This is a genomic window from Microcoleus sp. Pol11C2, assembly GCF_036701505.1.
In the GTDB taxonomy this organism is placed as follows: Bacteria; Cyanobacteriota; Cyanobacteriia; order Cyanobacteriales; family Microcoleaceae; genus Microcoleus.
The window spans coordinates 97,605-117,069 of the sequence record NZ_JAUBQX010000001.1 but is presented as its reverse complement, the minus strand read 5'-3'; the positions used below and the strand labels follow the sequence as shown (position 1 = coordinate 117,069).

Genomic DNA, 19,465 nt, shown 5'->3' with positions numbered 1-19,465 from the left:
TATCAGTTATAAGGTTAATAACAACCAACAATTAAAAATCATGTTCTTAGTAACCGGAGCAACAGGCGCACTAGGCCGCCGAATTGTACGAGAAATCAGACAGCAAGAAAAGCCTGTCCGCGCATTCGTTCGCCTCGCATCTCGCTACTCAGAACTAGAAAACCGAGGCGCCGAGATTTTTATCGGCGACTTGAAACAAGACAAAGATATTAAAAAAGCCTGCCAAGGAGTGCAGTACATCATCAGCAGCCACGGCACCGGCGGCGACGTTCAAGCAGTACACTACCGCGCTAACATAGAATTGATCGACTGCGCCAAAGAAGCCGGAGTGCTGCACTTTGTCTTTGTTTCGGTACTGGGAGTCGATCGAGGATACGAAGATTCCGCAGTATTCAAAGCCAAGAGAGAAGTTGAAAAATACCTGCAAAACAGCGGATTGAATTATACAATCTTGCGGCCTGCCGGTTTTGCTTCCAGCTTGTTACCGCTAGCAGAAAGATTTCGAGAAACCGGACTTTACCTGCTGATTGGCGACGGCAAAAACCGCACATCTGTTGTCAGTACCGACGACTTAGCAAAGATTGCCGCAGACTCGCCAACAGTAGAAGGCGCCCGCAACCAAATTCTGCGAGTCGGTGGCCCGGATGTGCTGACAAGGGATGACATTCCCCGCATTTTTGCACGCTTATTCAATCGCGAACCGATGGTAATCAACCCGCCACTGCTTGTGTTTGACGGTTTGAGAAATGCGTTGGGGTTATTGAATCCTCAAGCTCAAAAAGACTTAGGAACTTTGCGCGTATTGCTGGGTAACGAGTATTTCTGCACTCCCCAAGAAGTGCAAAACTTGGAATCAATCTACGGCATCAGAATGGAATCCTTAGAAAGCTTTATGCGGCGCAATTTGAGCGTTTAAAATGCTAGTTATTCTCGTTAGCAGGCATAGCCTGGTAATGAATATCCGGAGGCTCTGCCTCCAAACTCTTGTCTCATTTTAAAGGAGGCAGAGCCTTCCTATATGCGTCCTCAGGCTCGGGCTGGGAACGAGCAAATGTAGCGCCAAATCGCAACTGAAAACCATTTAAGCAGAAATAGGTAGTGGTTCAGCACCAATATAGCTGGTAACTGCGATCGGCGGAGAAGTCGGCTTAGCAATCAAATAACCTTGAACCAAAGTTGCTCCCCGTTCCCGCACCCACTCAAACTCCTCCAAAGTTTCCACACCTTCAGCAACAGTTTTAATTTCTAATTGAGCAGCAATTTCTAACATCTTTTCCGTAATGAGTGCCTTATAATAATCTTGATGGACGTTGCGAATCAATTGCATATCCAACTTAATAAAATCTGGACGCAGTTGGTGCATCAAATTTAAATTAGAAGAACCGCTGCCAAAATCGTCCAGGGCAATTAAAAATCCCGCCTCTCGGTAAAACCTCAGAATATTAATCAAGTGATCGATATCAGGAGGGTGCTGAGATTCCGCTACTTCAAAAACAATATTGCTGTGAGGAATTCCCGCTTCATCAATAGCCTGTACTGTTCTTCGCAGGCACGTAGCGGGATCGTAAACTGAAGTGGCAGAAAAATTAATAAAAAGTAGTTCTTTAATATCGTAAATATGGGCTTCGCAGATAGCGCGAGTCCGGGCTAAAACATCTAGTTGAAAAATTAGGCCTGCTGATTCTGCTTGGGAAAAAATCCGACCCGGATAAATTAAGTTTCCTTGCTCGTCAATTCCTCGGAGCAGCGCTTCGTGGGCAAAAATTTTAGAAGTATCTGAGGTATAAACAATGGGCTGAAAATGTGTAGTAATGCGTTCTTCGGACAATAAATCTAACAGCCAATCAGAGTTACTCAAATTAATAAAAGAGTCTAAAGAAGTGCTGCGATAAAAATCGCTAAGTTTCGGCTGTTCAACTTCGCGCATCCACAAAACTTTTGTCTCTTTCAACTCTTGATTTGTCAGCGCCGATGATGCTAGGGCGTTAAACTTTTCTTTGGCTATTCCCTCAAGGATAACGTACAAACACTTGCTCTCTTCTAACAGCCGGAATTCAAGTTCAGCCTTGGTGAGTGCAGAAATAACCTTTGTCAGCGTGTGCGATACTGGGAACCACAGGTAGAGACCTCCGCTGCCCTCTATTTTTGCGGGTACTGTTTCACAGCGAGAGCAGGAGCCGAAGGCTTTGCCACTTCTTTGCATTGGAATATCCTCCGGTTTTTGGGTTAATTTTAGACACGCTAACAATTAAATTTTATTATAAGCTCATTCACCTTTTAATACATCTATCTGAAGATGTAAATTTTGATTAAATTCTATTTAAAAATTATAGCAGTATTTATACTTGCCTCCGGTTTCAAACCTTGGTAAAAGTTCTCAGCTTTGAGCAATTACGTGTGATTAAACACAGTCCCCAATCATCACAGAGGGAGAAGGCAAAGACTTGTTGGCTAATCTTTACTGCTGCTGTAATTCTTTACGCCTTATTGTCTAATTCCCTTTGCCAAAACAGTCGCTACAGTTAATTTTTTAGCAAATGCAAATTAACACCCCCGTGAAGCGCAGCTATCCCGTAGGGAATCGCCCCATCGACTAATTTATGCGTACCACAAATATACACACCCGGACGATCGTCCAAAACAAACTCAGTTGCTGCGGAATATCCAATTTAATTTTATAATCGGGATGACAGGATTTGAACCTGCGACCCCCTCGTCCCGAACGAGGTGCGCTACCAAGCTGCGCTACATCCCGAAATTAGTCACTATATTTTAAGCTTATCACATTAAAGTTAAAATTTAGCAACCTCCTATATAATGATTTGTAAAACACTACTCAGGCGGAGACAGGCGTGACAGTTAAGCCCCAGTGGTTGCGAGTTAAAGCCCCCCAGTGGGAGCGCGTCGGCAACGTCAAAGAAATTTTGCGGGATTTATCCCTGAATACGGTTTGCGAGGAGGCGTCGTGTCCGAACATCGGCGAATGCTTCAACGCAGGTACAGCGACATTTTTGATTATGGGCCCGGCTTGTACCCGCGCCTGTCCTTACTGCGACATCGATTTTGAGAAAAAGCCCCAACCATTAGATCCGACGGAACCCCAAAGATTGGCGCAAGCGGTGCAGCGGCTCAAACTCAACCACGTCGTGATTACCTCTGTCAACCGGGACGATTTGCCGGATGGGGGCGCGTCTCAGTTTGTCGAGTGCATTCAAGCAGTGCGATCGACGATGCCCGATACAACTATAGAAGTTTTGATTCCCGACTTGTGCGGCAACTGGGATGCTTTAGAAATCATTCTCGCAGCCCGGCCAGAGGTACTCAACCACAATACCGAAACTGTAAAGCGACTTTACCGCAAGGTGCGGCCGCAAGGAAAGTACGATCGCACCTTGGAACTATTGCAGCGAAGCCGCGAACTCGCACCTGGGGTTTACACCAAATCCGGCATCATGGTGGGACTGGGAGAAACAGACAGCGAAATTCGGGAGGCGATGCAGGACTTACGGGCTGTCGGCTGCGATATTTTAACAGTTGGACAGTACCTGCAACCGACTCAAAAGCACTTGAACGTAGAAAACTTTGTGCCTCCAGAACAGTTTGATGCTTGGAGAAAGTTTGGCGAATCTTTGGGATTCTTGCAAGTTGTCGCTTCTCCCTTAACTCGCAGTTCCTATCACGCCGAACAGGTGAGGGAACTGATGAAACTTTACCCACGCTAGCAATTTTAATTGGAGTTGACTCGCGCCCGATCGCACCATTCTCACTAAAACCCGATCAACCGGGTAACAGCGACGAAAAACTTGCGCTTGATATCAAAGCCCTGGGCAAAAAACCCGGTTTCAGATGCTGGTGTTCGGGGCGTGATTTTAAGCCGGAAGCAGCAGCCAACAGCAAAACAATTATCGGTCGATCGTCGCCTCCAAGTCGCGACTTACGCAAAAGACATCCAGAAACCGGGTTTCTTCCTCAAACTTCTAGGTTTTAATCCAGAAATTTGAGGAAGAAACCCGGTTTTTGCGTCAGCCAATAACTCGGTACTGGGGACTCTAGCCACTCTGAAACCCATATTCTATAATGGATTAAACTTCTGCGCTCACTGCCGCGTATTTAATCAACAGCGCCGAGTTATATAAAGTTTTATTAAAAAAATGGCTAATTTTCCGAAGTGATCGGGAACCAGGTTATTGGTGATGAAGATTAACTTAACTTCTGACTAACGTCACTTGTTTCTAGCCAGTCACTATCTATACTAGCTACATAAACAAAGAAGTACAACACACTTTTCTGGCCTTCAACCTGTTACATCAGAAAGTTCTTAGCGTTTTCCAGAATCTTGGTAAAACAAGTGGGGCAGCAAAAGTTCGATCGAACAACAGCAGAAAAGTCAGGAAAGTTACTAAAGAAACACAAAGCGGTGATGCTTCGTCTTAACCAAGTGGGCATCTTAATTATAAATAACCGCTAAGCGTAGCATCTTTTCACCGGAGCCACTGAGAAAATCACTATGCCAGCCACCTCTTTTTACGCTGAAGCTGAATTCGACGAACAACTGCGAGTCAATCCCTTGCAAGGTGATGTGTTGGATGAAGATGCTGAAGAAGCTGGAGACGAACTGCTTGACCAAGACCCAGCAGAGACAGAAGATGCAGACCCAGCAGCCAAATTGCAAAAAAATGCCAACCGTCGCACTACAGATTTAGTCCGTCTGTACCTCCAAGAAATAGGTCGGGTGCGTCTCTTGGGTAGAGACGAAGAAGTCTCGGAAGCTCAAAAAGTTCAGCGCTATATCAAATTGCTGGAATTACGCAACACCGTCGCCTCTCAAGAAGAAGGGCTAATTGGGCGCTTCGTGCATTTAATTGAAGTGCGCGATCGGTTAGCCGCACAGTTGGGACATAAACCTTCGCTGGAACGCTGGGCATTAACCGCCGGTGTCAGTGACGTGCCAGAACTCAAGCGAATTATGTCCGAAGGCAAGCGCCAGTGGGCCGAGTTAGCCGAGATGACGGTCGAGACGATCGAAAGAATTCAAGCTGAAGGCGTCGAAGCTAAAGACCACATGATTAAGGCGAACCTGCGCCTGGTGGTTTCGGTGGCGAAAAAATATCAAAATCGCGGTTTAGAATTGCTCGACTTAATACAAGAAGGTACTCTGGGACTGGAGCGAGCTGTAGAAAAGTTTGACCCGACGCGGGGCTATCGGTTTAGCACCTATGCGTACTGGTGGATTCGGCAGGGAATTACGCGGGCTATCGCCACTCAAAGCCGCACCATTCGCCTCCCCGTCCACATCACCGAAAAACTTAACAAAATCAAGAAAGCCCAGCGCAAAATTTCTCAAGAAAAAGGTCGGACAGCTACGATCGAAGACATCGCTGTCGAGTTGGAAATGACGGCGCCCCAAGTCCGAGAAGTTTTACTGCGAGTCCCCCGTTCTGTTTCTTTGGAAACTAAAGTGGGCAACGAAAAAGATACAGAGTTGGGCGACTTGCTTGAAACCGACAGCATCTCCCCAGAAGAAATGCTGATGCGAGAAGCTCTGCACCGCGACTTGCAGCAACTGCTGGCAGATTTGACCAGCCGCGAGCGAGATGTAATTCTGATGCGCTTTGGTTTGGGTGACGGACACCCCTATTCGCTGGCAGAAATCGGTCGTGCCCTCGACTTGTCCCGCGAGCGGGTTCGCCAAATTGAAGCCAAAGCTTTGCAAAAACTCCGCCAACCTAAGCGTCGCAACCGCGTCCGCGACTATCTGGAGTCTCTGACTTAAATTTGGGCCGTCAGTTAGCGCGATTATTAATCAGGGAGCAAGGCATTTGGCACTTGTGCAGAAGGCATGAGGCATTCGGCAGAAGTAACAATATTTACTTCTAAACAACTTCTCTGTCCTCTGCAGCAAGTCATAAAGCTTGTTAAAAGTCAAAAAATATCAAAAACCAAATTTTTTCCTCAATCTTTTTTCAATAAGCTGCGATATTTGCAAAATATCTCGATCGTTGTGTATTATTGTCAATAGGCAGACTTTCTTGAGAGGGTCACTATGGCACTTTACACCGCGTCCTCATTCAAATCCGAACTCAATGACAAAGGCTGGCGGATGACTCCCCAACGGGAAACCATCTTGCACGTGTTTCAGAACCTCCCCAAAGGCAATCACCTGAGTGCGGAGGATTTGTACACTTTGTTAAAAAATCGCGGAGAAAACATTAGCTTGTCCACCATTTACCGAACTTTAAAGTTAATGGCAAGGATGAGCCTCCTCCGCGAACTCGAACTAGCAGAAGGTCACAAACACTATGAAATAAACCAGCCTTACCCGCACCACCACCACCACCTAGTCTGCGTTCAGTGCAACAGAACGATCGAATTTAACAACGATTCGATTTTGAAAATTGGCCTGAAGCAAGCTGAAAAGTCTGGGTTGCACCTGCTAGACTGCCAGCTAACCATTCATACGGTGTGCCACGAAGCTTTGCGGATGGGATGGCCGTCTTTGGTTTCCAGCAATTGGTCTTGTCCGAGGTCGATCGCCCACCACGGCAGCAGCGCCCCGGATTCAATCGAGTGATAGTACACTATTTTCGCATTTTCAAGTACGGCTTGTTACAAGTTTTAACAAAAATTGGTAGCCCAAGTGCGATCGCAGTTACGCAGAAACCGGGTTTCTTAAGAAAAAATACATCATTTCAGGAATGAGTCGGAAACGAGAAACCCGATTTATTTGATGTAGCGTCCGCAAGCCTGGGGCTAAAAAGTTTGGCTCAACAAATCGTCGCTGCTGACCCCGTAACTGCGCTGAGCTCGATCGAGGGCGTCTCTCGTGGAACCATCGAAAACTCCGCTGATCGAGCCTGTGTAAAAGCCGAGGTCTTGCAGCCGCCTTTGTAATTGCTGAATGCTCGAGCGAGAGTTGAAACTGCTGCTAATTGGAACAGCAGGAACAGCTATCCGGCCAGCTAATCCGTTTTGGAGCGCAGCCAAAGTCGCCGGAGTGGCAATACCCGTCGCCGGTGACAAATTGCGTTCTTGCTGAAACGACAGCACCGCAAACTCGGTCTCGGCTCCAAATACTCCGTTCACCGGACCGGGGTTTTTGCCCAGACTTCTGAGCGAAGACTGAAGTTGTCGGACAGCAGGCCCAGTATCGCCCCGTCGCAGACCAGCAGCGATTTGTGGCACAGGCGCTGCTGCTTGCCTGTTACCTTGCCGCAAAGCCGATCGAGTGCTGCGATCGACCCTTCCAGTCCCGAACAGCCCGCTATCTCTCTGAAAGCGGATCAAAGCTGCCTGAGTTGGTCGATCGAACCAACCGTGAATCTGGCTCCTGTAATAACCCAATTCTTGCAGCCGCCGCTGTACAAATTCTACTTGTCGGCCTCTGTCCCCCAACTCTAGAAAATCTCCGCCATTAATCTGTTGGTCATCTTCCTCAGTCCATGAGGTAATTTCCGCTTGCCTCATCTGGGCATCGATAGCTGTCAAAGTAGCAGTGTCAGCACAGCCGTCAGAAACCAGATTGTAATCTTGCTGAAAACGAGTCACAGCGTAGAGAGTGCGTTCCCGAAACTTACCGTCAACGCCACCTTCAAAATAGCCCAAAGCTTTTAATTGTCGCTGGATCAAGTCTACCGTCGCCCCTCTGTCCCCGAACCGCAGCCCCTTGCAACCGCCATTTCCCGAAATATTCCCTGGAAGCGTAACGGGGGGAACCGGGCGGGTGGAACCAAACAGCAAAGCTAAAGTTTGCCTATCGGCAACTCCAGTCACCCGCAGTCGATTAATTCGCTGGAAGTATCTAACCGCATTGAGAGTAACTTCACGAAAACTCCCTGTGGGATGCGCGCTGAAGTAGCCTAGCTGCTTCAACCTGCGCTGGAGAGCAGAAACACCTGCACCCGCGTCTCCAAAACGCAGCTCCCGATAATTTGTATAAATAGTATTAAAAGGTCGATCGTCATCCCCGGCCAAACTGTTGAGTGCTATCACAGTAGCTCGATCCGGCCTACCAGTCAGCGACAGTTGATAGTCTCGCTGAAAGTTAGTCAGAGCTTGTTGAGTAACCGGGCCGAGTTGACCTGTCGAAGATCTGGGAAAATAGCCGAGTTCCCGCAACCTGTCTTGAACAGAGCGCAAATTTGGATATCCCGGATCTATTTGAGCAAAAGCCGAACCGGCTGCACTCAAAACCGACACCATCAAAGCCAGAGACAGCAAACGGACGTAAGTCTGACTCGATAGGTTTTGCCACTTGGGCTGATCAAAAATTTTCGACTCTGCGGGTGCTTCGCAAATAAGAGCAAGTTCGAGGTAAGCAAGAGATTCCATAATTTTTTAGTGTGAAATTGTGGGTGGGTTGTGTTAGCAAACTGCCAAAAATCATTTTTGGCACGCTTGGCTTGGATTCTACCAACGCTAAGTTCTACTTGAAAAGCGCGAAGCACCCGTTTTTCTCAAAAAAATACCGTCAAAAATAATTACAGGTAATAACCAAGATAGCATCGCTGCTTCTAGAGACGCGAGACTCAGCAAAAAAGTTTGCAGGTATAGTCTTAGCCTTTAAGACCAAAAGAGAATAAGTTGTCAGGTAGTGCTGGCTAATATTTTATCTGGCTGCCGCTGAAATTACCACAAGACTTGCGCGCCGGTTGTCATCACCTTAATTTCTTGTCGGGTAAAGAGTCTGAAATCGCAGGTTTTTTGTTAAGAAACGCGGCTTCTTCATGTGGCGAGTGCGTCTAGAAAAGTACCGCTGATTAACCAAAAAACTACCCACTAAAAATCCCCACTTTTGCTAGTTGCAAATAGGGCAGGGATTTTTTGATAAGTTGACTTTTTATTAAAAAATCGACGATCGCTTAAATTAAGTCGAACCGATCGCAAATTACAGCTACTCCCGCTGCAAAAATAGTAATTGCGATGGCTACCAGCGGGTTTTGCCCTCTGCTCACCGCAAAAGAGGTAACGACCCCAGCTCCCAAAGCCGCAGTAACAGCAGCAGTAGCCAAATCTCGATCGGGACGTTTGTTGTACATATTTTTTATTGTTGGTAGCTGTTAAGCTGAAAACTTACATCTTGTAATCCAAGCTACCACTCTTGCCTCTGCGGCGGTGACAACCGCCTGGGTTTTGCAACTAACCTTAAAATTTTGCTAATTTTCTTAACATACTCTCCTGAATAACATAAGTTGGGATTATGTATTTTCGAGTTTTTCTGTTGAGTTTTAACTTTTGAAACCTTTTGTCTGCTTGGCTTTTATGTCAAATTCAGGATTTTGCAGGGGCGATCGCACCCGCACTCTCAGCACATCAAACTGCAATCTCAAATATCGTAAATAAATTTAACTTGACTTTTTGGGATAAATGTGTATCTTGCTCTGGGTAACAATAGACAGGAAAAAACCCGGCGTTGGTGAACAATTTTCACACTGCGATTGCTTCGCTGCCCTGACAATGAGATGAGTATATTTGTTGTCTAATTACTATCTAAGTTTTATTCGCCCTCAATTCTTTCAGTATTGCCACCTTTGACCCAACCTTCGCGATTGCCATCCTCAATCCGAATTCGCTGCCACTCTTTGTCGGGCGACTCTTCCAAAACTACGACTCTTTCCTTGTAACCAACACCGCCAATGCGGTTCGAGTCTCGACTACCTGTATCCCGGAGAATTAAGCCGATCGGCTGAGTCACCATCGCGCGGTAAGCTCCCGGTTCCAGCGGTTTGGGAGAGGGGGCATCGCTAGATGTAGAAACAGGGCTAGCCTGGGCTGTTGACTTCGGCGCAGCGCCTGCAACCTGAACTGCTGTTTTGTCGTTGGGAAAAACAGGTTTTTCGGGCACAGTAGTTAGCTTAGCGGCAAAGTAAAGTGCAGCCGCCACGCTAGCACCTGCCATCAGGACGATCGCGAGCAGAAAACCTACTAAAAATTTGAAAACGCTATATACAGTGTTCATAAAACCGCAAATGAAGGAAGAAGGAAGAAGGAAGAAGGAAGAAGGAAAAGGGAAGAAGGGAGAGGGAAGAAGGTTGACTGTTGAGTGTTGACTGCTGAATGTTGAGTAAAATCTGGTAACTGCCAACTGACAACTGGCTACTAACTACTGACTACTGACTTCAAAAGCTTACCCCTGAATCCGGCGGCTCAAACTGCCGTATCTAGAAGCAAGGCGAGCTTTCCCCGCAGCGGCCCAATCTTGGAGAAACTGGATTTGTTCTTGAGCCGTTCTGGCTAAAGGCACCATCTGACTAGCTGATTCTAAAATATCATCTGTCGTAAAGTCTCGATTTTGGCTAAACCCAATGTGCATTGCTTCAATCAAAGTTTGCTCGATTTCGGCCCCTGAAAAATCGGGAGTTTCGTAAGCCAAGCGCTCTAAATCGTAATTTTTGATGCTGTGCGATCGCAACCGCAACAAATGTACCTCAAAAATCGCCCGCCGTTCCTCCTGGCTGGGCAAACCCACAAAAAATATTTCGTCAAACCTGCCTTTTCTCAGCATTTCTGGCGGCAAAGACTGGATGTTGTTGGCTGTTGCTACCACAAACACCGGGGAAGTTTTTTCGGCCAACCAAGTAATAAAAGTCCCGAACACGCGGCTGGTTGTCCCGGAATCCCCTTTACCGTCTAATCCCGCAAAAGCTTTGTCAATCTCGTCAATCCACAGCACGCAGGGGGCCAAAGCTTCGGCTAGCTGAATCATTTGCCTGGTGCGGGATTCTGATTCCCCGACTAATCCGGCAAACAAGCGCCCGACATCCAAGCGCAGTAAAGGCAAATGCCAGTGGTGGGCGATCGCCTTTGCTGTTAAGGATTTTCCGGTTCCTTGAATTCCAACTAACAACAAACCTCTGGGATGTGGCAAACCGTATTGGCGGGCTCGTTCGGTAAAAGCACCGCCGCGTCGCAGCAGCCATTCCTTGAGATTGTCCAAACCGCCGATATCGGAGATATTTTCGCGGGCTGGGTAAAAATCCAGAATTTGAGTTTGGCGAATTGTTTGGCGCTTTTCTTCTAAAATCAGTTCCGCGTCGTCGGGATGGAGTTCGCCTCTGGTGGCGATCGCCTTTGCCAAAACTCGGCGGATTCGTTCGAGCGAGAGCCCTTGACATGAGCGCACTGTTTCGTCCAGCAAACGCCCTTCAATAGCTTGTCCGGTAGCGCCTAACAGCCTTTCTACCTCAATTTTGATTTCCGCCGCCGCAGGCAGGGGAAACTCCAAAACAGTTATCACTTCGCTGAGGTCTTCCGGGATCGAAATTAGAGGAGATACGATGACAATATTTTTGGGTACTGATTTGAGGAGTCTCGCCAAATTCCGCAGCTTGCGGGAAATCGAGACATCTTCCAAAAACCGCTGAAAGTCGCGCAGAATAAAAATTGCCGGCGCGGTGGCGGGTAATTTTTCGATAAATTCCAAAGCTTGCAGCGGATTGCGCTTGCCAAAACCGGTATCGTTGGGATTGCCTTGGTAGCCATCTACAAAATCCCAGATGTAGACGGCGCGAGAACCTTGTTTTTTGGCGGATTGGGCGATCGCCGCTTCTACGCGCTCTTCCTCCCGTGTGGGAATGTAAATTAGGGGGTAGCGCGATCGCAGCAGTAGTTCAAACTCGTCGCTAAAAATAGTCATTAGTTATTAGTCAACTGACTAAGGCAATTGCCGTTTAAGTGCTTCCAGAGACGCCCACCGACTGTCTGAGACTGTTTCTGAGCTTTCTGTATTTGCATCATCAGTTAAAGAAATTCCCGGACATTCAGTATCGCATATCTGTTTGTGCGGCAGTTCTAAACACATTTGCTCGTACACCCAATCGCGCGGAGAGAAATAGCCACCTGGGGACAAATTTTCCACCAAATCTTCTAAAGCAACTTCTATTTCTGCTGAACTTGAATCTGTTTGATTTGCTGTTTCTTCTAGCCAGATTAGTTCCGATGAGTTTAGTGCCAAACGATGATTGTATTGTTTCAAGCATCTGTGGCAGGTGAGAGTAACTATTGTTTCTGCTTTCGCCTTCACCTCAAGATAATTTCCTTGGTGAGTAACTTGCAGTCGTCCTCGCACCGGAGTAAGAGTTTCTAAATCGGGGATAAATTCTTCAAAATCAATTACCTCTTTTCGCTCACTTTTTGTGAGTAGATGAGGGATATAAATTGTCTCCATAATCTTTTGCCTTCCTACTTCTTGAATTCAAAGGTCAAAAGGAATAGTTAATTTTTAACTTCTTCCTTCTTCCTTCTTCCTTCTTCCTTCTTTCGCGTCAGCGCAGCCGCACTACCAAACGGCGATCGGGTTCTTGCCCTTGACTGTAAGTTTCTATATCCTCACATTCGCTCAAAAAGCTGTGGACTTGACGGCGTTCTGCCGAAGACAGCGATTTTATTTCAACTTCAACTCCCGTCGATCGGGCTTGATCTGCTGCGTACTCTGCCATCGATCGCAATTCCTCTTGGCGGCGGATGCGATAGCCATTTAGTTCAACTGTATAAGGAATTGACTCCTCTACTTCCTGACCTATATTCTGAACCGTGTTGCAGAGGTACTGAATGGCATCTATTACATTACCGTTTGGTCCGACTAAGATTGCAACTTGTTCTGGAGTCAGATTGCTTTCATCTATTGTCATCCAATAGCAATCTTTTTGGTGTTCGCATACCACTTGTGAAGGAATTGCGGACAGTTGTAGCAATTCTTCTAACCATGCCTGTCCGCGCTGCATTTGAGAGTCTTTCATTGTTGTTAAAATCAAGCCTTTTTCTTAGAACGCTTGGGCTCAAAGGGAAGTGCATCTAATCCTTGTTCTTTTTGGGTTTTCGCCTCTGCTTCGTCCACTATTTTTTGGAGGTTTTCCGGCAGCGGTTCTCGCGACAAAATAAACGATTGAACTGTTTGAAAGATGTTAGCAATCAGCATATACATCAACACGCCGGCGGGCAGCGGGAAGAACAAAAACATCCCTGAAAATATGACTGGCGTCAGTTTGTTGACTGTAGCCTGTTGGGGGTTGTCGTTTGGCCCTTGTGCTTGTCCTGAAAGGGTTTGGTTGATGTACAAACTAATGCCGAAGCCCAGGATCATTACCAAAATATCCCAGTGGATTGTACCGTCTGAGTCAATCGCGCCAACGCGGCCTAGAGCCTCAATAAACAGGAATCCTTTGTTACTAGCCAATCCGGGGATTGTGCCTTGAACTGTGGCTTCACCGGGCGCTAATGCCGTGATGTTTCCCTGTTCATCTACCTTGATCAGATCTTCGCCTTTGATGACTTTCCAGCCTGGTTCAAAGTCGATTTCGCTCTTATTTTCTGCAGCTAAAACTTTGAGAGGTTTGCCCTCTGGGGTTTGAAAATTAATCTTGGTTGTGTCGCCGACTGCGAGTTTGTCGCCGCCTGGAATTACCCCCACAACAGGAGCATGAAAAGTACCTGTGACGTAAATATTTTGTGGCGGTGTAGCAAAAGCTTGCGGTTGAACATTTTCGATTTGTTCTTTGGGCAAAACTTGAACGTTAACGCTGTAATTTATGTCAGAAAACGGCGAACCCCGGAGCGTTGCAAACAGTGCAAACAGCACTGGCATTTGCAGCACCAACGGAAAGCATCCTGCTAGAGGATTGCCAAATTCTTTGTATACTTTGCTCATTTCCTCCTGCTGTTTGGCAGGATTGTCTTTATAGAGTTTTTGAATTTGATCTACTCGCTCTTTCATCAACGGCTGCGCTACTTTCATGCGCCGCATATTGCGAAGAGAGCCTGCGTTGAGAGGATAAAGAGCAAAGCGAATCACGAGCGTCAGTGCTACGATCGCTAAACCGTAGCTTGGCACGATCCCGTAGAAAAAATCTAGGATCGGGAGCATGAGGTTGTTGGAGAGAAACGAGATACCGAAATCCATTCGCTTTGAGTTAATTTAGGTGCTCTATGTTTGCTGTTGAGAACTATTTTTACCCGCTGAAGGCGAGCCGCCTCAATTTTTAGGGTTTTGTCTCTATCTTAGGACATTGCCCGTCGATCGACCGCCCGGTCTGCGGGTTTGTTGTAATGAGTTTGCCAATACTCGCACTCACTTTACCCTAATTTGAGGGCGAAGCGGTTCGGTTATTTAGCTTCGGCCGCGTTTGCTTTTTGAGCGGCTATGGGCAGTTTTTCGTTAATGTAGTCATACATTGATCGAAATTTCGGCATAGCTCTGAGTTCCAAGCGGCTGCCATTTTTCATGGTGAGCACCATGTCTCCGTAGGTCCCAAAACCGCGTGGTACTGTGACGATTTTGACTATATCTGAATAGATAACGTCTGTCTGCTCGCCCCCCATCCAACCGCTAGTTACGGAGACTCGGCGGCTCGTGATCCGATACCGCAGCCACAGAGCCCGGACAATTGCTCCTACTGCTAGGGGGATTCCGACGACTGTCAGCCCCAGGAGTAAATTGAGGATCAAGTCTCCCGGCGCGGGGCCGCCTTCATAATATACTTCCTCTCGAATTCCCATCTAGTACCTCGGCTTCTACCAACAACTGCTCTAATTCTTGCAGAATTTCTGCATAATTGCACTCTTGTGCGATCGGACGCACGACAATTACTAAATCCCACCCGAATTTTAATCGGGGCAATAGCTGTCGCAAAGCTGCCCGAATCTGACGCTTAATCCGGTTGCGGACTACAGCGCGTTTGCTGACTTTCAGGCTGATAGAAATGCCTGTGCGAGTCGGCTGCAAGGATTTCTCGGCTGTCGGTTTGCTTAATTCGACGCTTTTTGGTTTACGCAGAGCTCTTAAGCTGAAATGGGCCGAGTTACGGCGCATTCCCTTGCGGTATACGGCGCTGAAGTCTTTTCGGTGCTTAAGTCGGTTTGTATCGGGCAACATGGCGTAGGGCGATCGTTGAGGCCTCTCAACCTTGATGCAGTGCTAGACTGCGAGGCGGTGGCGACCTTTGCTGCGGCGAGCTTTGATTACCAATCGACCAGTTGCGGTACGCATTCTGGCGCGAAAACCGGATGTTCTTTTTCTTTTGCGGCTGGTTCCGTGCAGGGTTTGCTGTGTCATTTTGATTTCTCCCGGCTTGTTACTTTACTTTTGATTAATATTCACAATCTTCTAGTATACCATAGAGTTGTTTTGTTGGCAATATTTTTCCTATTTGAATCGATCGCCACTCATCACAAAGCAACAACCCCTGTTCGAGCTGGTGAACGAGATTTCGGTTTAGTTCTCACTACCATATCCCTAACTTTCTAAGATGATATTGCAAGAGCGATCGCCCTTAACCGAACCCAATCAAATCCCCGACTCCTAAATTCATCCGTGTATCCGTGTCGTGCCTTTCCTCATTTCAATTCAACATTTACTGTAGCCGAAATCCCCGGTGGAATCCGTGATTCATAGCCTTTAATGCTTTCGGCACCCAACACAAATTTTACCGCAACCCGTTGCACAACTTTGGTGAAGTTACCCCTAGCATTATCGGGAGGCAATAAGGAGAATTGATCGCTAGAAGCAGGGGAGAAACTATCGAGACGGTCTTCAAAATTGCGACTACCAAAAGAATCTAATTTGATTTCTAATTTTTAACCTGGTTTCATGTTTGCTAGTTGCGTTTCTTTGAAGTTAGCAACTACCCACAAATCGTTACTGACCATCGCCATTAACGGAGTTGCCGGCTGCACGCGCTGCCCGAATTCAAAGGATTTGCGGGCGATTTGTCCGGCGGGTGCGCTGATATTTGTGTAGTAAAGTTGTATTGCTTTTTTAAGAATGCCTAGTATTTTACGGTTATTTGTTATGTACTGGAGGTAGAGGCTGCTGCGCTTCACTCAAAAGATTGATTTGTCGGTTTAGGAAAGATTGACGATCGCCCAGTCAATCAGTGGGCAAAAGAGTTCTCGATCGCCCTCTGAAATCCCCTCGACAGCTCAATCTCGGATTTCAGCTACCAGCGGGGGCAATACGTCTTGCAGTTTCCTGCCGGAGTCAGCCAAATGCGCCAAATCCGGCCATAGCGCGTGTCTCTCTCCCGGCGGACTAGGCCTCTTTCTTCTATGCGATCGATCGCGCCTTTCAGCGTCCCGCCTACCTGTTGCAGTTTGTCGCCAATGCTGGAAGTCGGCAAACCGTCTTCTTGCTATAAGCAGCACAGTACCAGCCAGTGAAAAGCGGTAAGCCCAAAGGGTGCCAGCAGGTTTTTTGGCGATCGACTGCTACGCTAAAAGCGGGAATCCGCCTTCTGCCGGATATGTTAACAATTCTTATTGTTCTTAAACTAGAAAGAGTAAATCTAGTTCGCGATCAGAATTTATGTTGCTTCCAGCCGACCAACGCACTAAGTTAGACGACACCGACGACAATTTGTTCTATTCCGCTCCCCGGTTTGTGACTCACGTAGACGATGGATTCATTCAGCAACTCACCGATTTATATCGGGAACGGCTGAAACCGAATACTCGGATATTTGATATGATGAGCAGTTGGGTTTCTCACTTGCCCGACGAGATGCAATTTGCCCATGTTGAAGGGCACGGCATGAATGAAGACGAGTTGGCAAAGAATCGCAGACTAAATCATTATTTTGTGCAGAATTTGAACGCAAATCCCAAATTGCCACTGCCGGATGCAGAGTTTGACGCCGTTGTCAACTGCGTTTCGGTACAGTATTTGCAGCACCCAGATGCGATTTTTGCCGAGATTCACCGGATATTGAAGCCGGGTGGCGTAGCAATTATGAGCTTTTCCAACCGGATGTTTTATCAAAAGGCGATCGCGGCTTGGCGGGAAGGTTCCGAGGGCGATCGGGTAGAATTAGTCAAGGGTTACTTTGATTCTGTCAAAGGAGCGAACATACCCGGGTTTAGCAAGCCGGAAGTAATTGTTCGCAAGCCTAACTTGCCGAGTTTTATGCAAATGCTGCGAATACCAAGCGGCGATCCGTTTTATGCGGTAGTTGCTTACCGCCAAAGTTAGGATTTTTTGGCAGTAAGGACTTTAGGACTTTAGGTGGAGATTGAAATCACTAAAGTCCTTACTACAAATCGCTCGAAAGCTATGTTCTTTAGGTTAGGATATATTTAATATTTGTTCCTAAAATAGGGGAAAAAACTTGGGCAGCGCATCACACTTGATCCAAATATCTGTCAGGGAAAACCCTGTATTCGCCGTCTGTGATATCCACTAAAACTGATTTTTGACTTCTCAGTTCTGGTATGAATGCTAAAGAAATTATAGATGACTATGACGATTTAGAACATGAGGATATTCTAGCTGCTTTGCTATTTGCTGCGCGGCTGACTCCAGTGAAAAGCATATACTGAGTATTGTAGTTCATCAGTAATCATAAAGTAGGGTAAAACCTTGATATGAAACCATATCAGCAAATAGCTATCTACGAATGCGGCGAACCTTTAGTCCCTATTCCAGCACAACATTTTGTCTTTGAAAGGCCGCACCCTTATCAAAAGTTGGGTGCTCCCTATCACAATAGTAAAGCAGATTCGCCTTACTATTTGCGACAAGGAGTTGTAGATAGTTTAATCGCCGCTCAAACGGAGCTACAGCACAATTATCAAAATTGGAAAATTCTGATATTTGACGCTTATCGGCCAGTGGAAGTCCAGCAATTTATGGTAGATTATACTTTTAATCAAATTGCCCTAGCTCAAGGCTGCGAATTTCCTGTTGCCGAAGACAAACGCCAAGTGATTATAGAACACGTATATCAATTTTGGGCAGTACCGAGCCTCGATCGCGCAACGCCTCCCCCTCACAGTACAGGTGCAGCTTTAGATATAACTTTAGTAGATGAAAACAATCGGCAAATTGATATGGGTTCTCCGATTGATGAAATATCAGAACGTTCTTATCCCGATTATTTTTGTAATAGCAAGGAGCCGCAAAAACAGGAATATCACCGTCGCAGGCAAATATTAAAAAATGCGATGATAGCTGCGGGTTTTCAGCAACATCCTAACGAATGGTGGCATTTTTGTCTGGGCGATCAGATGTGGGCTTGGTTGACAAATCAAAACAATAGTGGTAGTCGATTGATTGCCCGATACGGCCGCTATTAAAACGGTACGGAATTAAATCGGAACTGGCGCACTTGCAACCTTAAGAAAGGGGTTTTTTGACAAAAAACTCAGCTTTTAACTGCTTCCTGTGGCAATAAACCTGGTTTCTGACACTCTATGCCTCCCGCACTATAAAAGTATGAGCAAAATAAATCATTTGTGTCAGGATACACTGCAACTATTGCCAGCGGGGTAGCGGTGGTTTAAAATCAACGAGAGCGAACAAGTGCAGGCAATATTTGCCAGCACCGCAAACCCTAAAGCATAACTCAGAGTTCACCCAATGAAAGCACTCATCCTCTCTGGCGGTAAAGGAACACGCTTGCGTCCCCTCACCTATACGGGTGCTAAGCAGTTGGTTCCTGTAGCAAATAAGCCGATACTGTGGTACGGAATTGAAGGAATTGTGGCGGCCGGGATTACGGATATTGGAATTATTATTAGTCCCGAAACCGGGGAAGAGGTGAAGACGAAAACAGGAGATGGATCTCGCTTCGGTGCGAAAATTACTTATATCTTACAAGCAGAGCCGGCAGGACTCGCTCACGCGGTAAAAGTTGCCAGACCGTTTTTGGGCGATTCTCCGTTTATTATGTATTTGGGAGATAACTTAATTCAGAATCAGTTAGATCCGTTTTTAGAGATTTTTAACACGCAGAAACTAGACGCTCTGATTATGCTGCGTCCCGTTTCCAATCCCTCGGCTTTCGGTGTGGCAAAAGTTGATGAGAAAGGACGAGTTTTGCAGTTAGTAGAAAAACCCAAAGTTCCGCCGTCAAATTTAGCACTGGTGGGGATTTACTTTTTTGCTCCTACTATCCACGAGGCGATCGATCAAATTCAACCTTCGCCCCGGGGCGAACTCGAAATTACAGACGCTATTCAACAGCTCATCAATCAGGAAAAACACGTAGAAGCCTGCAATTTAGAGGGCTGGTGGCTGGATACGGGGAAAAAAGACGATTTGCTGAGTGCAAACCAAATCATTTTAGATAGCCGTATCGTAGCTTCAACTGAATTAAAAGTAGACGCCAAAAGTCAAATTATCGGGCGAGTGCAAATAGGCGAAGGAACGGAAATCATTAATTCTACAGTTCGCGGGCCGGTGGTAATTGGGGAAAATTGTCGCATTGAAAATTGCTTTATCGGGCCTTACAGCAGTATTGCCGATCGCGTGACGATGATTGATGCTGATATCGAACACAGTGTAATATTGCAAGGGGCGAAAATAGTTGGCATTCACCAGCGAATTGTTGACAGCGTGATCGGGCAGCGAGCTCAACTCACCAATGCGCCGGCTCGTCCAAAAGCTCTGCGGTTTATGATTGGTGATGACAGTCAAATTGAGTTATAGCAATCCTTGCAGGAGTCGTAAACTTTTTACCCCACCCCAACCCTCCCCGCA

Annotated in this window: 22 protein-coding genes, 1 tRNA gene and 1 pseudogene; 9 read left to right on the top strand and 15 right to left on the bottom strand. The window is 46.6% G+C overall.

The window, feature by feature from the left end; translation table 11 throughout:
- The first annotated feature begins 40 nt into the window (after positions 1-40).
- The gene (locus QUA42_RS00505) at positions 41-916 is read left to right on the top strand and encodes an SDR family oxidoreductase (RefSeq protein ID WP_333134150.1); all 876 of its coding nucleotides are present in this window, start codon (positions 41-43) and stop codon (positions 914-916) included.
- Positions 917-1,081: 165 nt separating this feature from the next.
- Here QUA42_RS00505 and QUA42_RS00500 read toward each other — a convergent pair whose 3' ends face one another.
- Together QUA42_RS00500 and QUA42_RS00495 are read right to left on the bottom strand one after the other, a co-directional pair.
- Positions 1,082-2,203 (bottom strand): EAL domain-containing protein, encoded by a 1,122-nt coding sequence (locus tag QUA42_RS00500; protein WP_333134147.1) that lies wholly within the window; start codon positions 2,201-2,203, stop codon positions 1,082-1,084.
- Positions 2,204-2,681: 478 nt separating this feature from the next.
- A tRNA-Pro gene (locus QUA42_RS00495) sits at positions 2,682-2,755 on the bottom strand.
- Between the two features lie 94 nt (positions 2,756-2,849).
- On the opposite strand from QUA42_RS00495, the pseudogene lipA reads away from it, so the two are divergent.
- The 4 genes and pseudogenes from lipA to QUA42_RS00475 form a co-directional block, all read left to right on the top strand.
- Positions 2,850-3,722, top strand: a pseudogene (lipA, locus tag QUA42_RS00490) (lipoyl synthase); the annotation flags it as partial.
- Between the two features lie 87 nt (positions 3,723-3,809).
- On the top strand, positions 3,810-4,001 hold the full coding sequence (locus QUA42_RS00485) for a hypothetical protein (protein ID WP_333134146.1): 192 nt from the start codon (positions 3,810-3,812) through the stop codon (positions 3,999-4,001).
- A gap of 506 nt (positions 4,002-4,507) precedes the next feature.
- Positions 4,508-5,773, top strand: a complete 1,266-nt coding sequence (gene sigC / locus QUA42_RS00480; RefSeq protein WP_333039158.1) for an RNA polymerase sigma factor SigC — start codon at positions 4,508-4,510, stop codon at positions 5,771-5,773.
- A gap of 270 nt (positions 5,774-6,043) precedes the next feature.
- Entirely contained in the window at positions 6,044-6,571 is a 528-nt protein-coding gene (locus tag QUA42_RS00475; protein WP_333134144.1) for a transcriptional repressor, read from the top strand.
- Positions 6,572-6,750: 179 nt separating this feature from the next.
- Here QUA42_RS00475 and QUA42_RS00470 read toward each other — a convergent pair whose 3' ends face one another.
- From QUA42_RS00470 to QUA42_RS00415, 13 genes are all read right to left on the bottom strand, one after another.
- On the bottom strand, positions 6,751-8,328 hold the full coding sequence (locus QUA42_RS00470; protein ID WP_333134142.1) for a peptidoglycan-binding protein: 1,578 nt from the start codon (positions 8,326-8,328) through the stop codon (positions 6,751-6,753).
- A gap of 530 nt (positions 8,329-8,858) precedes the next feature.
- On the bottom strand, positions 8,859-9,035 hold the full coding sequence (locus QUA42_RS00465) for a hypothetical protein (RefSeq protein WP_333134140.1): 177 nt from the start codon (positions 9,033-9,035) through the stop codon (positions 8,859-8,861).
- 458 nt (positions 9,036-9,493) lie between these two features.
- Complete coding sequence (locus QUA42_RS00460; protein ID WP_333134138.1) at positions 9,494-9,955, bottom strand: SH3 domain-containing protein; 462 nt, start codon at positions 9,953-9,955, stop codon at positions 9,494-9,496.
- A 168-nt stretch (positions 9,956-10,123) separates the two neighbouring features.
- On the bottom strand, positions 10,124-11,632 hold the full coding sequence (locus QUA42_RS00455; protein WP_333134136.1) for an AAA family ATPase: 1,509 nt from the start codon (positions 11,630-11,632) through the stop codon (positions 10,124-10,126).
- An 18-nt stretch (positions 11,633-11,650) separates the two neighbouring features.
- Positions 11,651-12,163 carry a YceD family protein gene (locus QUA42_RS00450; protein ID WP_333073517.1) on the bottom strand — a complete coding sequence of 171 codons (513 nt, stop codon included), beginning with the start codon at positions 12,161-12,163 and terminating at the stop codon, positions 11,651-11,653.
- A gap of 97 nt (positions 12,164-12,260) precedes the next feature.
- Positions 12,261-12,734 (bottom strand): R3H domain-containing nucleic acid-binding protein, encoded by a 474-nt coding sequence (locus tag QUA42_RS00445; RefSeq protein ID WP_333134134.1) that lies wholly within the window; start codon positions 12,732-12,734, stop codon positions 12,261-12,263.
- 11 nt (positions 12,735-12,745) lie between these two features.
- Positions 12,746-13,894: a membrane protein insertase YidC gene (yidC, locus tag QUA42_RS00440; RefSeq protein ID WP_333134132.1), complete on the bottom strand. Its 1,149-nt coding sequence runs from the start codon at positions 13,892-13,894 to the stop codon at positions 12,746-12,748.
- 203 nt (positions 13,895-14,097) lie between these two features.
- On the bottom strand, positions 14,098-14,490 hold the full coding sequence (locus QUA42_RS00435) for a PH domain-containing protein (RefSeq protein WP_333134130.1): 393 nt from the start codon (positions 14,488-14,490) through the stop codon (positions 14,098-14,100).
- Positions 14,462-14,866 (bottom strand): ribonuclease P protein component, encoded by a 405-nt coding sequence (gene rnpA / locus QUA42_RS00430; protein WP_333039176.1) that lies wholly within the window; start codon positions 14,864-14,866, stop codon positions 14,462-14,464. Before rnpA ends, QUA42_RS00435 begins: the two co-directional genes overlap by 29 nt.
- 42 nt (positions 14,867-14,908) lie before the next feature.
- Entirely contained in the window at positions 14,909-15,046 is a 138-nt protein-coding gene (rpmH, locus tag QUA42_RS00425; protein WP_006632320.1) for a 50S ribosomal protein L34, read from the bottom strand.
- Between the two features lie 281 nt (positions 15,047-15,327).
- The gene (locus tag QUA42_RS27625; protein WP_445301275.1) at positions 15,328-15,558 is read right to left on the bottom strand and encodes a hypothetical protein; all 231 of its coding nucleotides are present in this window, start codon (positions 15,556-15,558) and stop codon (positions 15,328-15,330) included.
- Positions 15,559-15,567: 9 nt separating this feature from the next.
- On the bottom strand, positions 15,568-15,813 hold the full coding sequence (locus QUA42_RS00420; RefSeq protein WP_333134128.1) for a hypothetical protein: 246 nt from the start codon (positions 15,811-15,813) through the stop codon (positions 15,568-15,570).
- A gap of 116 nt (positions 15,814-15,929) precedes the next feature.
- Positions 15,930-16,109, bottom strand: a complete 180-nt coding sequence (locus tag QUA42_RS00415) for a hypothetical protein (RefSeq protein ID WP_333134127.1) — start codon at positions 16,107-16,109, stop codon at positions 15,930-15,932.
- A 185-nt stretch (positions 16,110-16,294) separates the two neighbouring features.
- Between QUA42_RS00415 and QUA42_RS00410 the strand changes: the two genes are divergently transcribed.
- The 4 genes from QUA42_RS00410 to QUA42_RS00395 all read left to right on the top strand — a co-directional run bounded on the left by QUA42_RS00410 (position 16,295) and on the right by QUA42_RS00395 (position 19,414).
- Positions 16,295-16,957, top strand: coding sequence for a class I SAM-dependent methyltransferase (locus QUA42_RS00410; RefSeq protein ID WP_333039185.1), 663 nt, complete (start codon positions 16,295-16,297; stop codon positions 16,955-16,957).
- A 239-nt stretch (positions 16,958-17,196) separates the two neighbouring features.
- Positions 17,197-17,304, top strand: coding sequence for a DUF433 domain-containing protein (locus QUA42_RS00405; protein ID WP_333134125.1), 108 nt, complete (start codon positions 17,197-17,199; stop codon positions 17,302-17,304).
- Positions 17,305-17,349: 45 nt separating this feature from the next.
- On the top strand, positions 17,350-18,060 hold the full coding sequence (locus tag QUA42_RS00400) for a M15 family metallopeptidase (RefSeq protein WP_333134123.1): 711 nt from the start codon (positions 17,350-17,352) through the stop codon (positions 18,058-18,060).
- Between the two features lie 283 nt (positions 18,061-18,343).
- Complete coding sequence (locus QUA42_RS00395) at positions 18,344-19,414, top strand: glucose-1-phosphate thymidylyltransferase (RefSeq protein ID WP_333134121.1); 1,071 nt, start codon at positions 18,344-18,346, stop codon at positions 19,412-19,414.
- Positions 19,415-19,465: the final 51 nt, after the last annotated feature.